Annotated in this window: 20 protein-coding genes and 2 tRNA genes; 14 read left to right on the top strand and 8 right to left on the bottom strand. The window is 65.8% G+C overall.

What is annotated here, in order from left to right; genetic code table 11:
- Nucleotides 1–24 precede the first annotated feature (24 nt).
- From ccmC to C9412_RS06905, 9 genes are all read left to right on the top strand, one after another.
- Entirely contained in the window at nt 25–795 is a 771-nt protein-coding gene (ccmC, locus tag C9412_RS06865) for a heme ABC transporter permease CcmC (RefSeq protein ID WP_107230953.1), read from the top strand.
- Entirely contained in the window at nt 792–980 is a 189-nt protein-coding gene (locus tag C9412_RS06870) for a heme exporter protein CcmD (RefSeq protein ID WP_107230954.1), read from the top strand. The genes ccmC and C9412_RS06870 overlap by 4 nt, the downstream gene beginning before the upstream one ends.
- On the top strand, nt 977–1,438 hold the full coding sequence (gene ccmE, locus C9412_RS06875; RefSeq protein ID WP_107230955.1) for a cytochrome c maturation protein CcmE: 462 nt from the start codon (nt 977–979) through the stop codon (nt 1,436–1,438). Before C9412_RS06870 ends, ccmE begins: the two co-directional genes overlap by 4 nt.
- Nucleotides 1,439–3,358 carry a heme lyase CcmF/NrfE family subunit gene (locus C9412_RS06880; RefSeq protein WP_107230956.1) on the top strand — a complete coding sequence of 640 codons (1,920 nt, stop codon included), beginning with the start codon at nt 1,439–1,441 and terminating at the stop codon, nt 3,356–3,358.
- Nucleotides 3,359–3,366: 8 nt separating this feature from the next.
- A complete protein-coding gene (locus C9412_RS06885; protein ID WP_107230957.1) occupies nt 3,367–3,984 on the top strand; it encodes a DsbE family thiol:disulfide interchange protein in 618 nt (205 codons plus the stop codon).
- 4 nt (nt 3,985–3,988) lie between these two features.
- Nucleotides 3,989–4,441, top strand: coding sequence for a cytochrome c-type biogenesis protein (locus C9412_RS06890; RefSeq protein ID WP_107230958.1), 453 nt, complete (start codon nt 3,989–3,991; stop codon nt 4,439–4,441).
- On the top strand, nt 4,435–5,424 hold the full coding sequence (locus tag C9412_RS06895; RefSeq protein WP_107230959.1) for a tetratricopeptide repeat protein: 990 nt from the start codon (nt 4,435–4,437) through the stop codon (nt 5,422–5,424). The genes C9412_RS06890 and C9412_RS06895 overlap by 7 nt, the downstream gene beginning before the upstream one ends.
- A gap of 153 nt (nt 5,425–5,577) precedes the next feature.
- Nucleotides 5,578–6,690, top strand: coding sequence for a homoserine O-acetyltransferase (locus tag C9412_RS06900; protein ID WP_107230960.1), 1,113 nt, complete (start codon nt 5,578–5,580; stop codon nt 6,688–6,690).
- Complete coding sequence (locus C9412_RS06905) at nt 6,691–7,035, top strand: DUF1294 domain-containing protein (RefSeq protein ID WP_107230961.1); 345 nt, start codon at nt 6,691–6,693, stop codon at nt 7,033–7,035.
- A gap of 85 nt (nt 7,036–7,120) precedes the next feature.
- Here the strand turns inward: C9412_RS06905 and cydC are convergent, their stop codons facing one another.
- Both cydC and cydD read right to left on the bottom strand, forming a co-directional pair.
- Entirely contained in the window at nt 7,121–8,794 is a 1,674-nt protein-coding gene (gene cydC, locus C9412_RS06910) for a thiol reductant ABC exporter subunit CydC (protein ID WP_107230962.1), read from the bottom strand.
- Entirely contained in the window at nt 8,791–10,536 is a 1,746-nt protein-coding gene (gene cydD / locus C9412_RS06915) for a thiol reductant ABC exporter subunit CydD (protein ID WP_107230963.1), read from the bottom strand. The genes cydC and cydD overlap by 4 nt, the downstream gene beginning before the upstream one ends.
- A gap of 228 nt (nt 10,537–10,764) precedes the next feature.
- Between cydD and C9412_RS06920 the strand changes: the two genes are divergently transcribed.
- The 5 genes from C9412_RS06920 to C9412_RS06940 all read left to right on the top strand — a co-directional run bounded on the left by C9412_RS06920 (nt 10,765) and on the right by C9412_RS06940 (nt 14,045).
- On the top strand, nt 10,765–12,354 hold the full coding sequence (locus C9412_RS06920) for a cytochrome ubiquinol oxidase subunit I (RefSeq protein WP_107230964.1): 1,590 nt from the start codon (nt 10,765–10,767) through the stop codon (nt 12,352–12,354).
- A gap of 15 nt (nt 12,355–12,369) precedes the next feature.
- Nucleotides 12,370–13,521: a cytochrome d ubiquinol oxidase subunit II gene (cydB, locus tag C9412_RS06925; RefSeq protein WP_107230965.1), complete on the top strand. Its 1,152-nt coding sequence runs from the start codon at nt 12,370–12,372 to the stop codon at nt 13,519–13,521.
- 58 nt (nt 13,522–13,579) lie between these two features.
- A complete protein-coding gene (gene cydX, locus C9412_RS06930; RefSeq protein ID WP_008268311.1) occupies nt 13,580–13,696 on the top strand; it encodes a cytochrome bd-I oxidase subunit CydX in 117 nt (38 codons plus the stop codon).
- Between the two features lie 55 nt (nt 13,697–13,751).
- A tRNA-Pro gene (locus C9412_RS06935) sits at nt 13,752–13,828 on the top strand.
- 140 nt (nt 13,829–13,968) lie between these two features.
- Nucleotides 13,969–14,045 (top strand) — tRNA-Pro (locus C9412_RS06940).
- 132 nt (nt 14,046–14,177) lie between these two features.
- Here the strand turns inward: C9412_RS06940 and C9412_RS06945 are convergent.
- The 6 genes from C9412_RS06945 to C9412_RS06970 form a co-directional block, all read right to left on the bottom strand.
- A complete protein-coding gene (locus C9412_RS06945) occupies nt 14,178–14,531 on the bottom strand; it encodes a hypothetical protein (protein ID WP_107230966.1) in 354 nt (117 codons plus the stop codon).
- Between the two features lie 485 nt (nt 14,532–15,016).
- Nucleotides 15,017–15,781, bottom strand: a complete 765-nt coding sequence (locus tag C9412_RS06950) for an Imm52 family immunity protein (RefSeq protein WP_146160163.1) — start codon at nt 15,779–15,781, stop codon at nt 15,017–15,019.
- Nucleotides 15,778–16,527, bottom strand: a complete 750-nt coding sequence (locus C9412_RS06955) for an Imm52 family immunity protein (protein ID WP_107230968.1) — start codon at nt 16,525–16,527, stop codon at nt 15,778–15,780. Before C9412_RS06955 ends, C9412_RS06950 begins: the two co-directional genes overlap by 4 nt.
- Nucleotides 16,527–16,799, bottom strand: a complete 273-nt coding sequence (locus tag C9412_RS06960) for a hypothetical protein (protein WP_146160162.1) — start codon at nt 16,797–16,799, stop codon at nt 16,527–16,529. Before C9412_RS06960 ends, C9412_RS06955 begins: the two co-directional genes overlap by 1 nt.
- A 94-nt stretch (nt 16,800–16,893) precedes the next feature.
- On the bottom strand, nt 16,894–17,484 hold the full coding sequence (locus C9412_RS06965) for an Imm52 family immunity protein (protein WP_181358712.1): 591 nt from the start codon (nt 17,482–17,484) through the stop codon (nt 16,894–16,896).
- 155 nt (nt 17,485–17,639) lie between these two features.
- A complete protein-coding gene (locus C9412_RS06970) occupies nt 17,640–18,440 on the bottom strand; it encodes a restriction endonuclease fold toxin 5 domain-containing protein (protein WP_258190079.1) in 801 nt (266 codons plus the stop codon).
- Nucleotides 18,441–18,542: the final 102 nt, after the last annotated feature.

The following is an 18,542-nucleotide window of genomic DNA, read 5'->3' on the forward strand; positions in this document are numbered from 1 at the left end:
ACCCCTGCTGGATAGCCGCCACGCATGAATCCGATTGTCCGCTGGTTCCACCAACTCGGTTCACCGCCCACGTTCGACCGTTTCGCTGCCCGCTGGTCGCGGGTGTTCTACCTCGCCGCGGTGCCGGTGCTGCTGGTCGGCATCTGGCAGGCGCTGCTGGTGGTGCCGCCGGAGGCCCGGCAGCTGGACAGCTTCCGCATCCTCTACATCCACGTGCCCAGCGCCTGGATGAGCCTGTTCGTGTTCGCGCTGATGGCGCTGTATGCCGCCATCGCACTGATCTGGCGGATCAAGGTCTGCGAGATCCTGGCCATGGCCTGCGCGCCGATGGGCGCCGGCTTCACCCTGATCACCCTGCTCACCGGCAGCATCTGGGGCAAGGGCACCTGGGGCACCTGGTGGGACTGGGACCCGCGCATGACCAGCGAGCTGGTGCTGCTGTTCCTGTACCTGGGCGTGATCGGCCTGTACCACGCCATCGAAGACCGCCGCAGCGCCGCGCGCGCAGCCGGGCTGCTGGCCATCGTCGGTGTCAGCCTGCTGCCGGTGATCCGCTACTCGGTGGACTGGTGGGGTGGCCTGCACCAGCGCCAGTCGATCAATGTATTTGGTGACTCGGCGATCAGCAGCGCGATGATCGCGCCGCTGTGGTGGATGGTGATCGGCACCAAGTTCTGGTTCGCCGGCTCGGTGCTGGCCAAGGCGCGCGCCGACAACCTCGACCGCGAGGCCGGCAAGGCCTGGGTCGGTGGCCGCGTCGATGCAGAGCGCCCGGCCCGGGAGGCCCAGCCATGACCCACCTGCCCTATGTGATCGGTGCCTACGCCGTGTTCGTGCTGGTGCTCAGCGCTGATGCCCTCGGCTCGTGGTTGCGCCTGCGCGTGGCGCGCCGCCTGGCACTGGCCCGGCAGCAACGGCAGCAGACCCGCGCCGGCAAGCAGGACGCAGCGGCCTCGCTGCCGACGGAGCTGGAACGATGACCCCGGTGCAGCGTCGCCGCCTGGTCTGGGTACTGCTGGCCCTGCTTGCCTCCGGCCTGGCCACCGCACTGGTGGCGATGGCGTTGGAGCGCAACATCGCCTATCTGTACACGCCCGCCGAAGTGCTGCGCGGCGATGTCGATGCACAGACGCGCTTCCGCTTGGGCGGCATGGTGGTGAAGGGATCCTTCAACCGCCCGGTCGGCTCGCTGGAGGCACGCTTCGAGGTGACCGACGGCGATGCACAGCTGCCCGTGACCACCTCGCGGATCCTGCCGGACATGTTCGCCGAAGGCACTGCGGTGGTCGCCAGTGGCCGCCTGCAGGACGGCGTGTTCGTCGCCGACGAAGTGCTGGCCAAACACGATGAAAAATATGTGCCGAAGGAAGTGGCCGACAAGATGGGCGACGCCCATCGCAAGCATGACGTGCCGGTAACGGCACCCGAGGTGCGTTGAGTGCTGCCCGAACTGGGTCAGATCCTGCTGTTGTGCGCGCTGCTGGCCTCGCTGCTGCAGACCGCCCTGCCGCTGGCCGGTGCACATCGCAACCATGCCGCATGGATGGCGGTGGCACGACCGGCCGCCTTCGCGCAGTTGCTGCTGCTGGCCGGTGCGTTCGCGGTGCTCACCGCCGCATTCGTGCAGCAGGACTTCTCGGTGCGCTATGTCGCCGAGAATTCCAACTCGCTGCTGCCGATGATCTACCGCTACTCGGCGGTGTGGGGGGCGCACGAAGGCTCGCTGCTGATGTGGGCGCTGGTGCTGGCACTGTGGACCGGTGCGGTGGCGCTGTTCTCGCGGCACCTGCCGGCCCCGGTGCAGGCGCGCGTGCTGGCGGTGATGGGCATCGTCAGCGTCGGCTTCCTCGCATTCCTGATCTTCACCTCCAACCCGTTCCTGCGCCTGAACCCGGCGCCGCTGGAAGGCCGCGACCTCAATCCACTGTTGCAGGACCCGGGCCTGATCATTCACCCGCCGATGCTGTACCTGGGCTACGTCGGCTTCGCGGTGCCCTTCGCCTTCGCCGTGGCCGCACTGCTGGAAGGCCGCATCGATGCGCGCTGGCTGCGCTGGACGCGGCCGTGGACCAACGTGGCCTGGGGCTTTCTGACCCTCGGCATCGCGCTGGGCAGCTGGTGGGCCTACTACGAGCTGGGCTGGGGCGGCTGGTGGTTCTGGGACCCGGTGGAGAACGCCAGCTTCATGCCCTGGCTGGTGGGTGCGGCGCTGATCCACTCGCAGGCCGTCACTGAAAAGCGCGGCACCTTCGGCAGCTGGACTCTGCTGCTGGCGATCGCCGCCTTCGCGCTGTCGCTGCTGGGTACGTTCCTGGTGCGCTCGGGCGTGCTGACCAGCGTGCATTCGTTCGCCGCCGATCCCTCGCGCGGCCTGTTCATCCTGGTCTTCCTGTCGCTGCTGGTCGGCGGCAGCCTGCTGCTGTACGCGCTGCGCGCCAGCCAGTTGAGCGTGAACGCCGACGATCCGCGCCGCGGCTTCACCGCCACCTCGCGCGATACCCTGCTGCTGGCCAACAATCTGCTGCTGGCCACGGCCTGCGCGATGGTGCTGCTGGGCACGTTGTACCCGCTGCTGGCCGATGCGCTGTCGCTGGGCAAGATCTCGGTCGGGCCGCCCTACTTCGGCAGCCTGTTCCTGCTGCTGATGGCACCGATGGTGCTGCTGCTGCCGTTCGGCCCGCTGGTGAAATGGCAGCGTGACCAGCCCTCGCGCGCCTTCGCGCTGCTGGCGCCGTGGCTGGGCCTGGCGGTGGTGCTCGGTGCATTGGCCTGGTGGCAGGCGCCGCAGAACGGCTGGAAGGCCGGCATCGGTGTGGCCGCCGCCGCCTGGGTCGGGCTCGGTACCGCGCGCTTTGTCTGGCAGCGGCTGCGCGGCAATGGCCGCTTCACCGCCGAGATGCTCGGCATGATTGTTGCCCACACCGGCATTGCGGTGTTCCTGGCCGGCGCACTGCTGGTGGAAGCCCTGAACGTGCAGCGCGAAGTGGCGCTGGCACCGGGCCAGCAGCTGGTGGTCGGCCGCTACGAGGTGCGCTTCGAGGGCGTGGACCACCGCGAAGGCCCGAACTTCATCGCCGACCGCGGTCATCTGCGGGTGTTCCGCAACGGCCATGAACAGGCCCTGCTGCATCCGGAGAAGCGCCAGTACGCCAGCGGCGGCCAGGTGATGACCGAAGCCGGCATCGATGCAGGCTTCGATGGCGATGTCTACGTGGCATTGGGCGAGCCGCTGGGCAACAATGCATGGGCGGTGCGGGTGCATATCAAGCCGTTCGTGCGCTGGATCTGGCTGGGCGCGCTGCTGATGGCCCTGGGCGGATTCATCACCGCCGCTGACCGCCGTTTCCGTCGTCCGTAGGAGTTTCCATGTCCGAGTCCCCCGCCCCGCGCCCCTCCCGCCCGCTGCCGCCGGTAGCCATCGTGATCGGCGTGCTGTTCTTCTTCGGCCTGCTCGGGCTGATGATCTACGGGGTGATGAAATCGGGCGACCCGCAGCGTGACGTGCTGCCTTCGGCACTGATCGACAAGCCCGCGCCGGCGTTCGCGCTGCCGGTGCTGCACGACCCGGACATGATCGTGCGCAGCGATGAGCTGCGCGGCGCCCCCTACCTGCTGAACGTGTGGGGCAGCTGGTGCGCGGCCTGCCGCGAGGAACACCCGGTGCTGACCCGCTTCGCCGAGAGCAAGCGCGTGCGCGTGATCGGCTACAACTGGAAGGACGACCCGACCGACGCGCTGCACTGGCTGGAACAGCTGGGCAATCCGTTCATGGTGGTGCTCAGCGATGTCGAGGGGCGTACCGCGATCGACTGGGGCGTGACCGCTGCGCCGGAGACCTTCCTGGTCGACGGCAGTGGCGTGGTGCGCTGGAAGTACAGCGGTGCGATGACCCAGCAGGTGGTCGACGAGAAGCTGATCCCGGCGCTGGAAAAGATCGAGAAGGCGCAGGGCAATGCCGGCACCACCCTGCATACGGCACCGTAAGCCGATGCGCTGGCTGCTGGTGCTGGTGCTGATGCTGATGCTGCCACTGGCCACGCTGGCCCAGCAGCCGCTGCACGACCCGCAGCCGCTGCAGTTCCGCGATGGCGCCGAAGAGCGTCGCTTCCATGACCTGGCCGCGCAGCTGCGCTGCGTGCAGTGCCAGAACCAGTCGCTGGCCGATTCCAATGCCCAGATTGCCCAGGACCTGCGCCGCGAGGTGCTGCAGCTGATGCAGCAGGGCCACGACGATGCGCAGATCAAGCAGTTCCTGGTGGCCCGCTATGGCGAGTTCGTGCTCTACCAGCCGCCGCTGCAGCCGGGCACCTGGCTGCTGTGGGGCGGCCCGTTGCTGGTACTCGGCGCTGGTGCGCTGGTGGTGCTGGGCATCGTCCGCCGCCGCGGGCGCACGGTGGCTGCCGCACCGGCCGGCAAGGGCGATGAAGGAGACGGCTGGTGAACGTGTGGCTGCCGACAATGGCCGGAGCCGTGGCAGCACTGATGGCGGTGCTGGTGCTGTGGCCGCTGCGCCGCCACGGCCGCAAAGGGTTTGTCGTGGGTGTGCTCGCGCTCGGCGTGGCCGGTGCCTGCCTGTATGTGCTGGTGGGTGATCCCCGTGCTGCGCAGCTGAAACCGGCAGCCACGGTGGCGACCTTGCACGATGGGGTGCAGGCCCTGCAGGACGCGCTGAAGCGCGATCCACAGCGTGCCGATGGCTGGGCCCTGCTGGGCCGTTCACAGGCCGAACTGGGCGATGCTCCCGCTGCGGCCGCCGCGTTCGCCCGCGCCGCAGCGCTCGCCCCCGATGATCCGGGAGTGCTGGTGGAAGCGGCGCAGGCGCGTGCCCAGGCCGACCCGGGCAAGCAGTTCGATGACACCGCTGTGGGCTGGTTGCAGCAGGCTCGATCACTGGCCCCGGACGCGGAGCGGGCCAGCTGGTTGCTGGGCATCGCCCTGCGCCAGCGTGGCCGCAATGCCGAGGCCGCCGATGTGTGGAGCAGCCTGCTGCCACGGCTGGAACCCGGTGCCGCGCAGGCGTTGCAGGCGCAGATTGCCATCGCCCGTGAGGCGGCCGGCCCGTCCGCCGAAACAACGGTTGCAGCGGCGCCGGCCTTGCTGCAGGTACGTGTGCAGTTGCCGGCCATGAAGGCGGCCGAGTGGCCGGCCAGCACCCAGGTGTTCGTGCTGGCGCGTGCCGTCGGCGGGCCGCCGATGCCGGTGGCCGCACGCAAGCTGCCACTGGCCGGCTTCCCGGCCACGGTCGGGCTGGGCGACGCCGACAGCCCGATGCCCACCGCACCGCTGTCGGCGCACCGCGAAGTGGAAGTGCTGGCGCGCATCTCGCGCAGCGGCAGCGCCAACCGCAGCGAAGATGACCTGCAGAGCGTCCCGGTGAGGGTGAGCCTGCCGCATGAAGGCGTCGTGGAGCTGCGGTTTCCGTAGCGCACCGCACGGTAGTGCCGGCCGCCGGCCGGCAACCACGCAGGCGCATCAAGGTTCATGAGGTTGCCGGCCAGCGGCCGGCACAGCCGTGTCGATCGCCAATGGAAACCAGCGTGTCGCCAGCTGCACATGCCGCCCCGCTAGAATGCCCTCATGACCGAATTCATCCCGCCCGGCACGCGTTTCCACGACCTGCCCTCGCCGTTCCCGTTCAAGCGCGGTGGCGCCCTGCACGGCGCACGTGTGGCCTTCGAAACCTGGGGAACGCTGGCCACCGATGGCAGCAACGCGATCCTGATCGTCACCGGCCTGTCGCCGGACGCGCATGCCGCCACCAATGAGGCCAACCCGGCACCGGGCTGGTGGGAAGCGATGGTCGGCCCGGGCAAGCCGATCGATACCGACCGCTGGTTTGTGGTGTGCGTCAATTCGCTGGGCAGCTGCAAAGGTTCGACCGGCCCGGCCTCGCTCAACCCCGCCACTGGCCAGCCCTACCGCCTCGATTTCCCCGAGCTGTCGATCGAAGACGGTGCCCGTGCCGCCATCGAGGTCGTGCGTGCGCTGGGCATCACCCAGCTGGCCTGCGTGGTCGGCAATTCGATGGGCGGCATGACCGCATTGGCCGTGCTGATGCTGCACCCGGGCATCGCACGCAGTCATATCAACATCTCCGGCAGTGCGCAGGCGCTGCCGTTCTCGATCGCGATCCGCTCGCTGCAACGCGAGGCGATCCGCCTCGACCCGCGCTGGAATGGCGGCCATTACGACGACGCCGAGTACCCCGAGTCCGGCATGCGCATGGCGCGCAAGCTGGGCGTGATCACCTATCGCTCCGCACTGGAATGGGACGGCCGTTTCGGTCGCGTGCGGCTGGATTCGGACCAGGCCGACGACGATCCGTTCGGCCTGGAATTCCAGGTGGAAAGCTACCTGGAAGGCCACGCGCGTCGCTTCGTGCGCTTCTTCGATCCGAACTGTTACCTGTACCTGAGCCGTTCGATGGACTGGTTCGACCTGGCCGAGTATGCCGACAGTGACGTGCTGGCCGGGCTGGCGAAGATCCGGGTGGAGAAGGCGCTGGCCATCGGCGCCAACACCGACATCCTGTTCCCGGTGCAGCAGCAGCAACAGGTCGCCGATGGCCTGCGTGCCGGTGGTGCCGAGGCGCGCTTCATCGGCCTGGAATCGCCGCAGGGCCATGATGCGTTCCTGGTCGATTTCGAGCGGTTCGGCCCGGCCGTTCGCGGCTTCCTCGACGCGCTGTAAGTGGACTGGCGGCGCAACCTGGCGCTGGCCGCGTTCGGCGCCTTGATCGCGTTGATGATCAGCGGCGTGCTGCCGCTGTGGCTGGGCGGCGGGTGCCTGCTGGTCAGTGCGGTGTCGTTCGGGCTGTACGGCCACGACAAACGCGCGGCCCAGCGAAAGCAATGGCGGATTCCCGAACGCACGCTGCAGCTGCTGGCGTTCGCCGGCGGCTGGCCTGGCGCGCTGCTCGGCCAGGCCGTATTCCGCCACAAGCACCGCAAGGCCGCATTCCAATGGGTGTTCTGGCTGTGCGTGCTGGCCAACGTGGCCTCGATCGCGGTGCTGCTGCGCGAGTTTTCGCGATAACCCTCGCGACCGGTAGTGCCGGCCGCTGGCCGGCAATTCCATATCAAGCGCCATGAGGTTGCCGGCCAGCGGCCGGCACTACCATTTACGCTTCGCGCACCAGAACGCCATCACGCATCCGGTACTGCGCATCCACCACGCCTTCGGGCAGATCATCGTGGGTGATCATCAGCAGGCTGCGGCCGTCCAGCAGCGCGGAAAGATCCTGCAACAGCGCGCGCGCCGTATCCACGTCCAGGCCTTCGGTCGGTTCGTCCAGCAGCAGGATCGGCGCATTGCGCAGCAACGCCCGCGCCAGTGCCAGGCGCCGCGCCTGGCCGGCCGACAGCGTCGCGCCGTTCTCGCCCACCCAGGTCTGCAGGCCACCGTTGTGCTCGGCCCACTCGCCCAGGCGTACCCGACGCAGCACCGCCCACAGCGCCGCGTCGCTGGCATCAGGATCGCCCAGCCGCAGATTCTCGGCCACCGTTCCGGCAAACACCGGTGCGTTCTGCGGCAGCCAGGCCAGCTGCCGATGCCATTCGGCCTGGGCGAAATCGCGCAGATCACGGCCGCCATAGGTCAACCGTCCCTGCTGCGGATCCCACAGGCGCAGCAGCAGGCTGGACAGCGTGGTCTTGCCGCAACCGCTGTCACCGCGCAGGGCAATGCGTTCGCCCGGCGCCAGGGTCAGCTGCACACCGGCCAGTACCGGCCGCGCGGCACCCGGCCACTGGAAATGCACGTCATCCCAGTGCACACGCGCCGCCTGCGGCACCGGCTTCGGCGCCTGCGGGTCCTCCACCGTCGGCGGCTGCTCGACGATGGCCTGCAGGCGATCGGCGGCGATGCGCCCGGATTGCAGCGACTGCCAGGCCAGGCCCATGCCCGCCCATAGCTCGATCAGCGCGACGGTGAGGAAGACCAGGCCGGCCGCCATTTCCGGCGCGATGCGCTGCGGTTCGGCAGCATGCAGGGCCAGTGCCAGCATGGCCACCAGCCCAAGCCCGGCGACCAGGCCGTGCAGCGTGGAACCGGAAATCAATCGCCAGCGCCGACGCCGGTCGCGCGAGGCCAGCTGCTTGGCGGCGACCCGCACCTTCAGCTGCCACGCTGCATCGGCATGCAGCGCGGCCAGATCGCCCGCGCCTTCCAGCCCCTCGAAGGCGGCGGTGCGCAGCGCGGCGCGATGTGCGGCGCGGTCGGCCTCTTCATCATCCCGGCCGCGCACGCCCAGCCACGGCACACCGAAGGCGATCAGCACCGCCAGTACCGCCAGCAGCAGCGCCGCCGATGGCAGGATCATCGCCGCCGAAACAATCGCCACCAGCGACAATCCGCCCAGCGCCAGCAGCGGACCAATGGCGCGCACCAGCAGGCCATCGACCTCACCGATGTCACCGAGCAGGCGTGCCAGCAGGTCGCCGGTACGGGTGGCGCCCAGCCGGGCCGGCGCCAGCGGCAGCGCGCGGCGGAAGAACCACACGCGCAGATCGCGGGCGATGCGCAGGGTGGCGTCGTGGCCAACCAGCTTCTCGAAGTAGCGCGACACGATCCGCGCCATGGTCAGGCCACGGATGCCCGCAGACGGAGAGAAGAAGTTGAAGCCCTGGCCGAGCCCGGCCGCACCGGCCAGCGCTGCCGCGGTGAGGAAACCACCGGACAGGCCCAGCAGTGCGGTACCGGCCAGCATCGTGGTCCACAGCAGCAGCACGGTCAGCAGCAAACGCGGCCGATGGCGCAGGAACACCGCGCGCAGCGAATCGGGCGAACGGTTCATGCGCGCACCGCCTGCGCCGGTTCGACCAGGCGACCTTCCGGCAGCAGCAGGCAGCGGTCGGCCCAGGCGATCACGGTCGGGCTGTGGGTGGCCACCACCACGCTGCGCCCGCGCGCATACGCGGCCAGGCTGCGCAGCAGTGCCGCTTCGGTATCGGCATCAAGGAAGGCGGTGGGTTCGTCCAGCAGCAGCACCTGCGGGTCGCGCAGCAGCAAGCGGGCCAGGGCGATGCGTCGTGCTTCGCCACCGGACAGGCCGAAGCCGCGCTCGCCGATCACCGTGTCCAGCCCCTGCGGCAGGCGCTGTGCGAACTGCAGCACCTGCGCAGCCTCGGCGACCGCACGCAGGCGCGCGTCGGTGGCCCCGGGATCGGCCAGCCGCAGGTTGTCGGCGATGCTGCCGTGGAACAGGTACGGGCGCTGGCTGGCATAGGCCACCTGCACCCCGGGGCGCACCTGCACCTTGCCGGCGCGCGGCGGCAACCAGCCGGCCAGCGCTTCCAGCAGCGTGCTCTTGCCACTGCCACTGGGGCCGACCAGGGCCAGCCGCTGGCCCGGCTCCAGCAGCACGTCCAGATTCCGCAGTACATCCTGCGGCGCACCCAGCGGGCGCAGCGCCAGGCCGCGCGCCTGCAGTGGCGGCAATGCGGCCTCGGCCGGCTCCACCGCCAGCGGTGCGGTCTCGTTCTCGACCAGGCTCTGCTCATCGGGCAACGACTGCAGCAGACGCTCTACTTCGGCGGCGGCGGCCAGGGCATTGGCGCGGTCATGGTAGTGCGCGGCCAGGCGCCGCAGCGGGGCGTAGAACTCTGGGGCCAGCAGCAGGCAGAACAGGCCGGCGCCGAGGCTCGGCACGCTGGCGTGCAGCGACATCATGCCCAGGTAGCTCAGGCCCAGGTACAAGGCCACCATCGCCACGCTCACCGAGGCGAAGAACTCCAGCACCGTGGAGGACAGGAAGGCAATGCGCAGCACCTTCAGGGTTCGCAGGCGCACACCCTCGGCGGCGGCTTCCACACCGGCCAGCTCCGCCTCACCACGGCCATACAGGCGCAGCAGGCCCAGTCCCTTGATGCGGTCGGCGAAATGGCCACTCATCCGCGCCAGCTCTCCCAGCTGCGCACGGCCGGCGGCCTCGGCGCCCCACCCCACCAGCATCATGAAGAACGGCACCAGTGGCGCGGTGAACAGCAGGATCAACGCCACCACCCAGTCGACCCAGGCCACTGCGGCCAGGATCAACAGCGGGACCACCACCACTTCGGTGCGTACCGGCAGGAAACCGCTGTAATAATTCTCAATCGCATCGCCATGATGCAGCATCAGTTCGCCCAGCTCGCCGGTGCGGCGCTGGCGCAGCCACAGCGGGCCATGGCCCAGCAGGCGGGCGAACACACGCTCGCGCAATGCCAGCCGTGCGGCATCGGCCACATCGCCGGCCGCCGCCTGGGTGGCGCTGCCCAACAGCGTGCGCAGCACCAGAATCAGCGCCAGCGCGCCCAGTACCGGCAGCCCCGATGCCAGCGCAGCGTGCTCCACCAGCACCTGCTGCACCAGCCAGGCGATGCTGGCGGCCTGCCCGATCAGCAACGCGCCCGACACGCTGATGCTCAACGCGGCCAGGCGCTGACGACCGCGTGCGGGCCGCGCCAGATCGGCCAGCCAGGCCGTGCGCGCGCGCCGCTGACGGGTGGTTTCAGCGTCCGGGGACAGGCTGGCGGAAGTCGTTTCGGCAGCGCTCAAGGGGTCTTCACGGTCAACGGGGGAGACACGGCATTGTAGGCGCAGGCAACAGCCCGCCCCTGCGGCCGGCGGTCGCAGTCTTCATCGGGTTCGCATACGATCCCTTCGCAGACCTGTTCATACATTGATCTGGATCAAGGCTTTCTGAAGTAGTCGGTCACATCATTCACGTCGTAGACCACCCTTCCCGCCACCTGCAACGGCACTATCCAACGAGGTAGCCAGGCCATGATTGATCAGACAGTCGTAGAACTGTCGCGGCTGCAATTCGCGCTGACCGCGATGTACCACTTCCTATTCGTACCGCTCACCCTCGGCCTGTCCTTCATGGTGGCCATCATGGAGAGCGTGTACGTGATGACCGGCAAGGAGATCTGGCGCAGGATGACCCTGTTCTGGGGCGTCCTGTTCGGCATCAACTTCGCCATGGGCGTCGCTACCGGCATCGTCATGGAATTCCAGTTCGGCATGAACTGGTCCTACTACAGCCACTACGTGGGTGACATCTTCGGTGCGCCGCTGGCCATCGAAGGCCTGATGGCCTTCTTCCTGGAAGCCACCTTCGTCGGCCTGTTCTTCTTCGGCTGGAACCGCCTGAGCAAGGTCAAGCACCTGATGGTGACCTGGCTGATGGCGCTGGGCACCAACCTGTCGGCAATCTGGATCCTGATCGCCAACGGCTGGATGCAGAACCCGACCGGTGCGGTGTTCAACCCGGAAACCATGCGCATGGAAGTGGTCGACTTCATGGCGGTGGTGTTCAACCCGGTGGCGCAGGCCAAGTTCGTGCACACCGTCAGCGCCGGCTACGTGACCGGTGCGGTGTTCGTGATGGCGATCAGCGCACTGTTCCTGCTGCGCAACAAGCACAAGGACCTGGCCCGTCGTTCGTTCGCGGTGGCCGCGGCGTTCGGCCTGCTGTCGTCGCTGTCGGTGGTCGTGCTGGGTGACGAGAGCGGTTACGCCGCCAGCGAACACCAGAAGATGAAGCTGGCCGCGATCGAAGCGATGTGGGAAACCGAGCGTGCGCCGGCCGACTTCACCGCCTTCGGCATCCCGAACCAGACGACCCACCAGAACGACTACGCGGTAAAGATCCCGTACCTGATGGGCCTGATCGCCACCCGTTCGTTGAATCAGCCGATCCCGGGCATCCTGGAACTGGTCGAGCGTGCCGAACACCGCGTGCGTGGCGGCCAGCTGGCCTACGGTGCGCTGGAACGCCTGCGTGCCAACAAGAACGACGTCGAAGCGCGCGAGATGTTCGACCGCCACTGGCAGGATCTGGGCCACGGCCTGCTGCTCAAGCGCTACCGCGATGACATCCTCAACGCCACCCCGCAGGAAATCTCGCAGGCGGCGATGGATACCGTGCCGCGCGTGATGCCGCTGTTCTGGACCTTCCGCGTGATGGCCGGCCTCGGCTTCTACCTGATCGCCTTCTTCGCACTGGCCTTCTACTACTCCTGCCGCAACAACTTCCAGGACAAGCGCTGGTTCCTCAAGGTGGCCCTGTGGACGCTGCCGGCACCGTGGATCGCCATCGAATGCGGCTGGTTCGTGGCCGAATATGGTCGCCAGCCGTGGGCGGTTGATGGCGTGCTGCCGACCTTCTATGCGGCATCGGGCCTGGCCCTGCACGAAATCGTACTGACCCTGGCCGGCTTCACCGCGATCTACACCGCGCTGATCGTGGTCGAGATCAAGCTGATGCTCAAGGCGATCCGCAAGGGTCCGGACGAGGTGCTGCCGTCGCTGCAGTCGCCCCAGCCGCATGCTTCCCACAATGCCTCGGCGCCCGCCGCCGGCCAGGCCTGAGGCAGGAGAACCACGATGGATTTCATTCTTCTGGACTACACCACGCTGCGCGTGATCTGGTGGCTGCTGCTCGGCATCCTGCTGATCGGCTTTGCCGTGATGGATGGTTTTGACCTGGGCGTTGGCACCCTGCTGCCCTTCGTCGCCCGCAACGATGCCGAGCGCCGCCTGGTGATCAACACCATCGGCCCGGTCTGGGAAGGCAACCAGGTGTGGCTGGTGCTGGGCGGTGGTGCGATCTTCGCCGCGTGGCCGCCGCTGTACGCGGTCAGCTTCTCCGGGTTCTACCTGGCGATGTTCGTGATCCTGTTCGCGCTGATCCTGCGTCCGGTCGGCTTCAAGTTCCGCAGCAAGATGCCCAGCGAACGCTGGCGCAACACCTGGGACTGGGCGCTGTTCATCGGTGGCTTCATCCCGGCGCTGATCATGGGCGTGGCGGTGGGCAATGTGCTGCTGGGCGTGCCGTTCCACTTCGATGACAGCATGCGCATCTTCTACACCGGCTCGTTCTTCGGTCTGCTGATGCCGTTCGCGCTGCTGGCCGGCCTGCTCAGCGTGTCGATGCTGGTCGCCCACGGTGCCGCCATGCTGGTGATCAAGACCGACGGCCCGGTGGCCGAACGTGCGGCCCGCTTCGGCAGCATCGCCGCGATCATCGCCTTCGTGCTGTTCGCGGTGGGCGGTGCCTGGGTGGCCTTCGGCCTGCCCGGCTACCAGATCACCTCGCAGGTGGTCACCGATGGCGCCACCAACCCGCTGCTGAAGACTGCCGAACTCGGCGCTGCCGGTGGCTGGATGCGCAACTACAGCACGATGCCGGCCACGATCCTGGCGCCGCTGCTGGGCCTGGCCGGACTGCTGGCCAGCGCGGTGCTGCTGCGAGCCCGTCGCGGCGGCCTGGCCTTCATCGCCTCCGGTGCGGCCATCGCCGGCATCATCCTGACCGTCGGCTTTGCCATCTTCCCGTTCCTGCTGCCGTCCTCGAGCCAGCCCACCTCCAGCCTGACCGTGTGGGATGCCTCGTCCAGCCACCTGACCCTGTGGATCATGCTGCTGGCCACGGCGGTGTTCCTGCCGATCATCCTCGCCTACACCACCTGGGTGTACCGCGTGCTGAAGGGCAAGACCACCAGCGAAGAGATGGGCAACAACCCGAATGCGTATTGATTGCTTGCACGTGTGCCGACCAACGGTCGGCACCTACCCGGAATGAAGGAGACTGATCATGTGGTATTTCGCCTGGATTCTCGGTGCCGGCCTCGCCTCGACGGTGGCCATCCTCAACGGCATGTGGTTCGAAGCCCGTGAGCAGAACCGCATCGAGAAGGAAAATCGTCACTGAGCGGTAAAAAAGCCTTGCCGCCTTGGCCTTCACACGGTATCTTAGGCGGCTCCTTCGGGGTGTAGCTCAGTCTGGTAGAGCGCTACGTTCGGGACGTAGAGGTCGCAGGTTCGAATCCTGTCTCCCCGACCACTCATGTGGTCGCATTGAAGCCTGGTGAAGTCGTCCAGGCTTTTTTGTTCCCTGAAGTGGCACTGCTTCGGCAGTGTGAAGAAAACAGCATTTACCCCTTGCCGCCATCGGGGTAGATCGCTAGAATAGGCGGCTCCCTTCGGGGTGTAGCTCAGTCTGGTAGAGCGCTACGTTCGGGACGTAGAGGTCGCAGGTTCGAATCCTGTCTCCCCGACCACTTCGGTGGTCACCAAGAAGCCTGGAAGACGACAGTCCTCCGGGTTTTTTTGTGCCTGGCGTTCCGGCACCCCGCCTGTGAAGCGCTGCAACGGGGCAAGGCCGCCGCCCTGCCCCGCCACACGGCCCGGCGTCAGCAGGGCCGCACGTTGAGGCCGGCGTACAGGCCCAGCGCGCGACTGGCCTGGATCAGACCCTCGATCACGCGGTCGCCCACATCCTGCTCCGGCCCACCATCCTGCCGCGCCCGCTCGGCCGCCAGCAGAATGGCATGCACGGTGCGCAGCCCGGCCAATGCGCAATCGGCATCGGCCAGGGCCATGCAACGGCCGGGATTGAGCTGGCGTTCGGGCCAAGGCCGTCCATCGGACGCGCCCCCGCTGTCGATACCACGCAACTGCGCGACGAAGGTGATGGGCTCGCCTGCCGCGTCGGCATTGGCCGGCGCATGACCGGTGGGCGGGAAAGAAGTATCAGAGGTCTTCATGGGCATTCTCCATGCAAGGAACACGGTGATGCCGCCAGACAAGGGCGGCGGGCGATACGTGGCTGCAAAAACCCGGCTGACTTAGTTCGGGCGGATGTGCTTGCGCACACCCCCACGCACCGCCCGCCATGGAACGCGAACGGAATGCCAGCCGGCGCCGCGCGAAGCGACGCCGGCTGGCAAGCGTATACAACATGTCAGCTCGGGTTTTGCAGTCCCGGCCACCCTTTTCCGGTGGCATGCGAAGGTGTAAACGCCAACGCACGATGCGCCAATGGGCAAACGCGCCACCGCAACAATTCGTACGATTCGCGACATTGTTGCATAGGGCCTGCAGACGTCCAGAACCAAGCGGCGCAAAGGCTTGGCAGGTGGTAAGCCACTAGCGTCGCTGTGCCTTGCAGCAGGATGAGAGTCGTGCGGATTACGTCATCCTGCGCGCGGCAGAAGCGTTGCGCGAGGGTGAGGGCCGGTCGTGGCTGTGCTCAGCCCTTGAAGTGCGGATCGGTCACCGGCAACAGGTCGAGGTTGGCCAGATCCCTTTCGACGCGGTGAACGCGCTCCACCTGCGTGTCATCACAGGGATCAAACACGCCGGGAACCGAGACGATCACCGTGCCCAAGCCGTCCACGGCATAGACAGCGTGCGCGTCCGGAAGCTGTGAATGGTCAACCTGAGCTGGAACGAATCCCATCCAGCCAAAGAACTGCCGATGCCCATACAGGCGCCTGTCCAACTGGTAGCAGATCAATTCGCCTTCAGGCGATCTTGCATTGACATCGGTACATGCTAGATCAGGCTGGATGACCTTGGCCGATTCGATCATCGCATCAAGCACGATTGAAGAGATTTCATTTCCAAAGGGCTCCAGCCCTTTAATCCTCAAACTGATATGCCCAAGGCCGGGGCTCAATGTGAGTACAACTACTCCGGGCTTACGCCAGTCACGATCATTGTCTACGTTGGCCAGCAACAGTGAAGCGCCAAACCCTTCGAAACCCCCAAATCTCCTGCGTGTCTTCTCGATATCCCGCTCCATGCTGTACAGCATTGCAGCTGAGTCCTCCAAGGCAAGACACCTCTCCCTCCTCCGTGAGGGCAGCGCATACCAGCGTTGCATCGAAGGGTGAAGCCTGGCCAATCTTTCCGTCAGATCTACGGCCTTGATCAGCACCTCTTCCGGCGTACGGGAGACAGCCTTTGCGTGTAGATTGATTTGAGCGCTAAGGACCATATTCGGATTCTTCAAGGCATGAGGTTCGGATCTGTCACCGGCAACAGCTCGTAGCTGGCCAGATCCATTTCGACGCGGTGCACTTTTTCCACCTGCGCGTCGTCGGCGGGATCAAACACGCCCGGCACCGAGACGATGACCGTGCCCAGGCCATCGACCGGGTGGACGGCGTGTGCGTCACGGATCTGCGCGTGGGTGATCTGTGCAGGAACGAAGCCCATCCAGCCAAAGTAGCGACGGTGTTGGTACAAGCGCCGATCAAGCTGGTACGTCACCAGACCCTTCTCGCGCGTCTGCGCTTTGACATCCGTACAGGCATAGAAGGGTTTGACTTCCTCCACCAGCCCGATCATTGCGTTCACCATCAGATCTGGCACGGCTTCACCAAATGGTTCGATCCCAACAAAACGGAATTTATGGGAGCCCGTTGTGGGATCCAAGCCGAGCACGATCAGACCTGGCATGCGCCAATCACGATCATTGTCTACGTTGGCCAGCAACAGTGAAGCGCCAAGCTCATTGAAATCCCCAAATCTTCGGCGATCCTTCTCGATATCCCGTTCCATCCTGGCGAGGATCGCACCGGTGTCCTCCAACGGTATTGATTTTTCCTTTGCGCTCGATGGCAGCGCATACCAGCGTTTCATCAACGGGTGTAGCGGCGCGAGACGTTCTGTTGCCCGAGCCGCTAAACCAAGCAACTGGTCAGGAGATCGGGACACAGGGTCCGTTCGCATGTTTGCTTGGACACTGACAATCATCAAATCTCTCCACCGAATGGTATGTGCCTGCAAAGCATTGGGTCGACGTACTCCGCTGCAATAGCTGCGGCCATCGTTCGAGGTTGCATGAAACACCACAAGAGCTTTGCTTGCCGACCTGCAATGCCGATGGCGCTGCGCTGCCTGTTCATCTGCAATCCCCAAGGCCTGAGAACTCCATGTTCCACAAACTCATATCTGGGAAGCCCTCTTTCATCAAAGAAGTGCTCAAGATCAGCTGCTGCCAGATTCGGATCCTTCGCGGTGCGCATCCACATGTCCGCGGCCGGGACGGCCCGCAAACCGCGCGTCCATGCCACATCCGCCTTCACCCAGCGCACCCGCACCGGTAGGTGGGTGATCTGCTCAGCCCTTGAGGTTGGGATCTGTCACTGGCAGCAGGTCGTAGCTGGCCAGATCCATTTCGACGCGGTGCACCTTGTCGACCTGCGCGTCGTCGGTGGGGTCGAACACGCCCGGTACAGAGACGATCACCGTCCCCAGGCCATCAACCGGATGGACCGAGTGTGCGTCGCGGATCTGCGCGTGGGTGATCTGCGCGGGCACGAAGCCCATCCAGCCAAAGAACTGACGGTGCTGATATAGACGCCGGCTGATCTGGTAGTTAACAAGTTCATTTTCGAGCGTTCTAGCCTTGACATCTGTACAAGCGAATTCTGGCTGAATCGCCTTCACCGATTCGATCAATGCATTGAGCATGACTGACGAAGCAGCTTCTCCGAAGGCCGCGATCCCTTTAATACTGAAACTATTGCGTCCTGATGTTGGGTTCAAGTCGAGCACAACCACACCGGGCTTTCGCCAATCCCGATCGTTGTCAACGTTGGCCAGCATCAATGAAGCTCCAAGCTCTTCATAGTGGCCGAAACGGCTACGACTGCTCTCAATATGGCTCCTCATTGAACCCAGCAAGGCATCGGCGTCTTGCAGGGACACATACCTATCCGCGGGACCCGAGGGCAACGCATACCAGCTCTTCAATAATGAGTGCGTCCGCGCCAGGCTTTGGGTAAGTCCCCTGGCCCTACTCAACACCTCCTCGGGTGTACGGGAGGTCGGCTTTGTGCGCAGATTGGCTTGAGCGCCCAGAATCATGCATTTCCTCCAAAGAACGGCTCGTACCTACAGAGAAGTGGATCGACAAAATCCATTGTTATCGCCGCACTCATCACCCGCGGCTGCATGAAACACCACAAAAGTTTGGCTGATGCCCCGGCGATCCCAATCGCGGCACGCTGCCTATCCATTTGCTCGCGCCATGGACCGAAGGCACTCTGCCGAACGAAGCCATACTTCACGTCTCCATGTTCATCCAGAAACTGGTCATACCTCCCCTTCGCCTCCACCACCGTGCAGTCCTTCAACCAGAACCCATCAAACTCGCAGGCGTTGAAATGCCACTCCTGCACGGTACGTGAGAACCCATCGCGCTCAAGGTAGTCAAACAACGTATCCACCGAGAACAACCGCCGATCAGGATCCGCCTTGTCGGCCACCATGAAACCAAAGCGCAGCGGTGCCGAGCGCAGGTTGGCGATGTACAGCTGATACTCGTAATTGATCAGATTGCTTTGGGTCACATAGCGCGGGGTAAGGGGCGGACCGATGAACCCCTCCTTCAGCAGGCACTCGTTGCACGCGGTCTCGTCGGGCATCTGCGAGCAGTCCACCTCCCGCGCCTTGACCTTCGGCTCAGCGCGCGCATCCGGCTTGGCTTCACCGCGCACCCGCCGCTGGATGCCATCCACCACATCGCGAATGCCATCGACCACGTCACCGGTGGTCGGCCCACCGTGGGGTTCCACCGGATGGCCGTCTTCATCCACGCCGCCGTTGCCGCCTCCCATGCCGGGCCCAAGCCAAGGCCGCGGGCCGATGATTCTGGTGCCCATCGTTACTCCTGGTGTCCTGCCAGATTCGACAGCAGATCAGCTGCTGCCAGATTCGGATCCTTCGCAGTGTGCATCCACATATCCGCGGCCGGGACGGCCCGC

This window comes from Stenotrophomonas sp. Nf1 (assembly GCF_003028475.1).
GTDB lineage: Bacteria > Pseudomonadota > Gammaproteobacteria > Xanthomonadales > Xanthomonadaceae > Stenotrophomonas.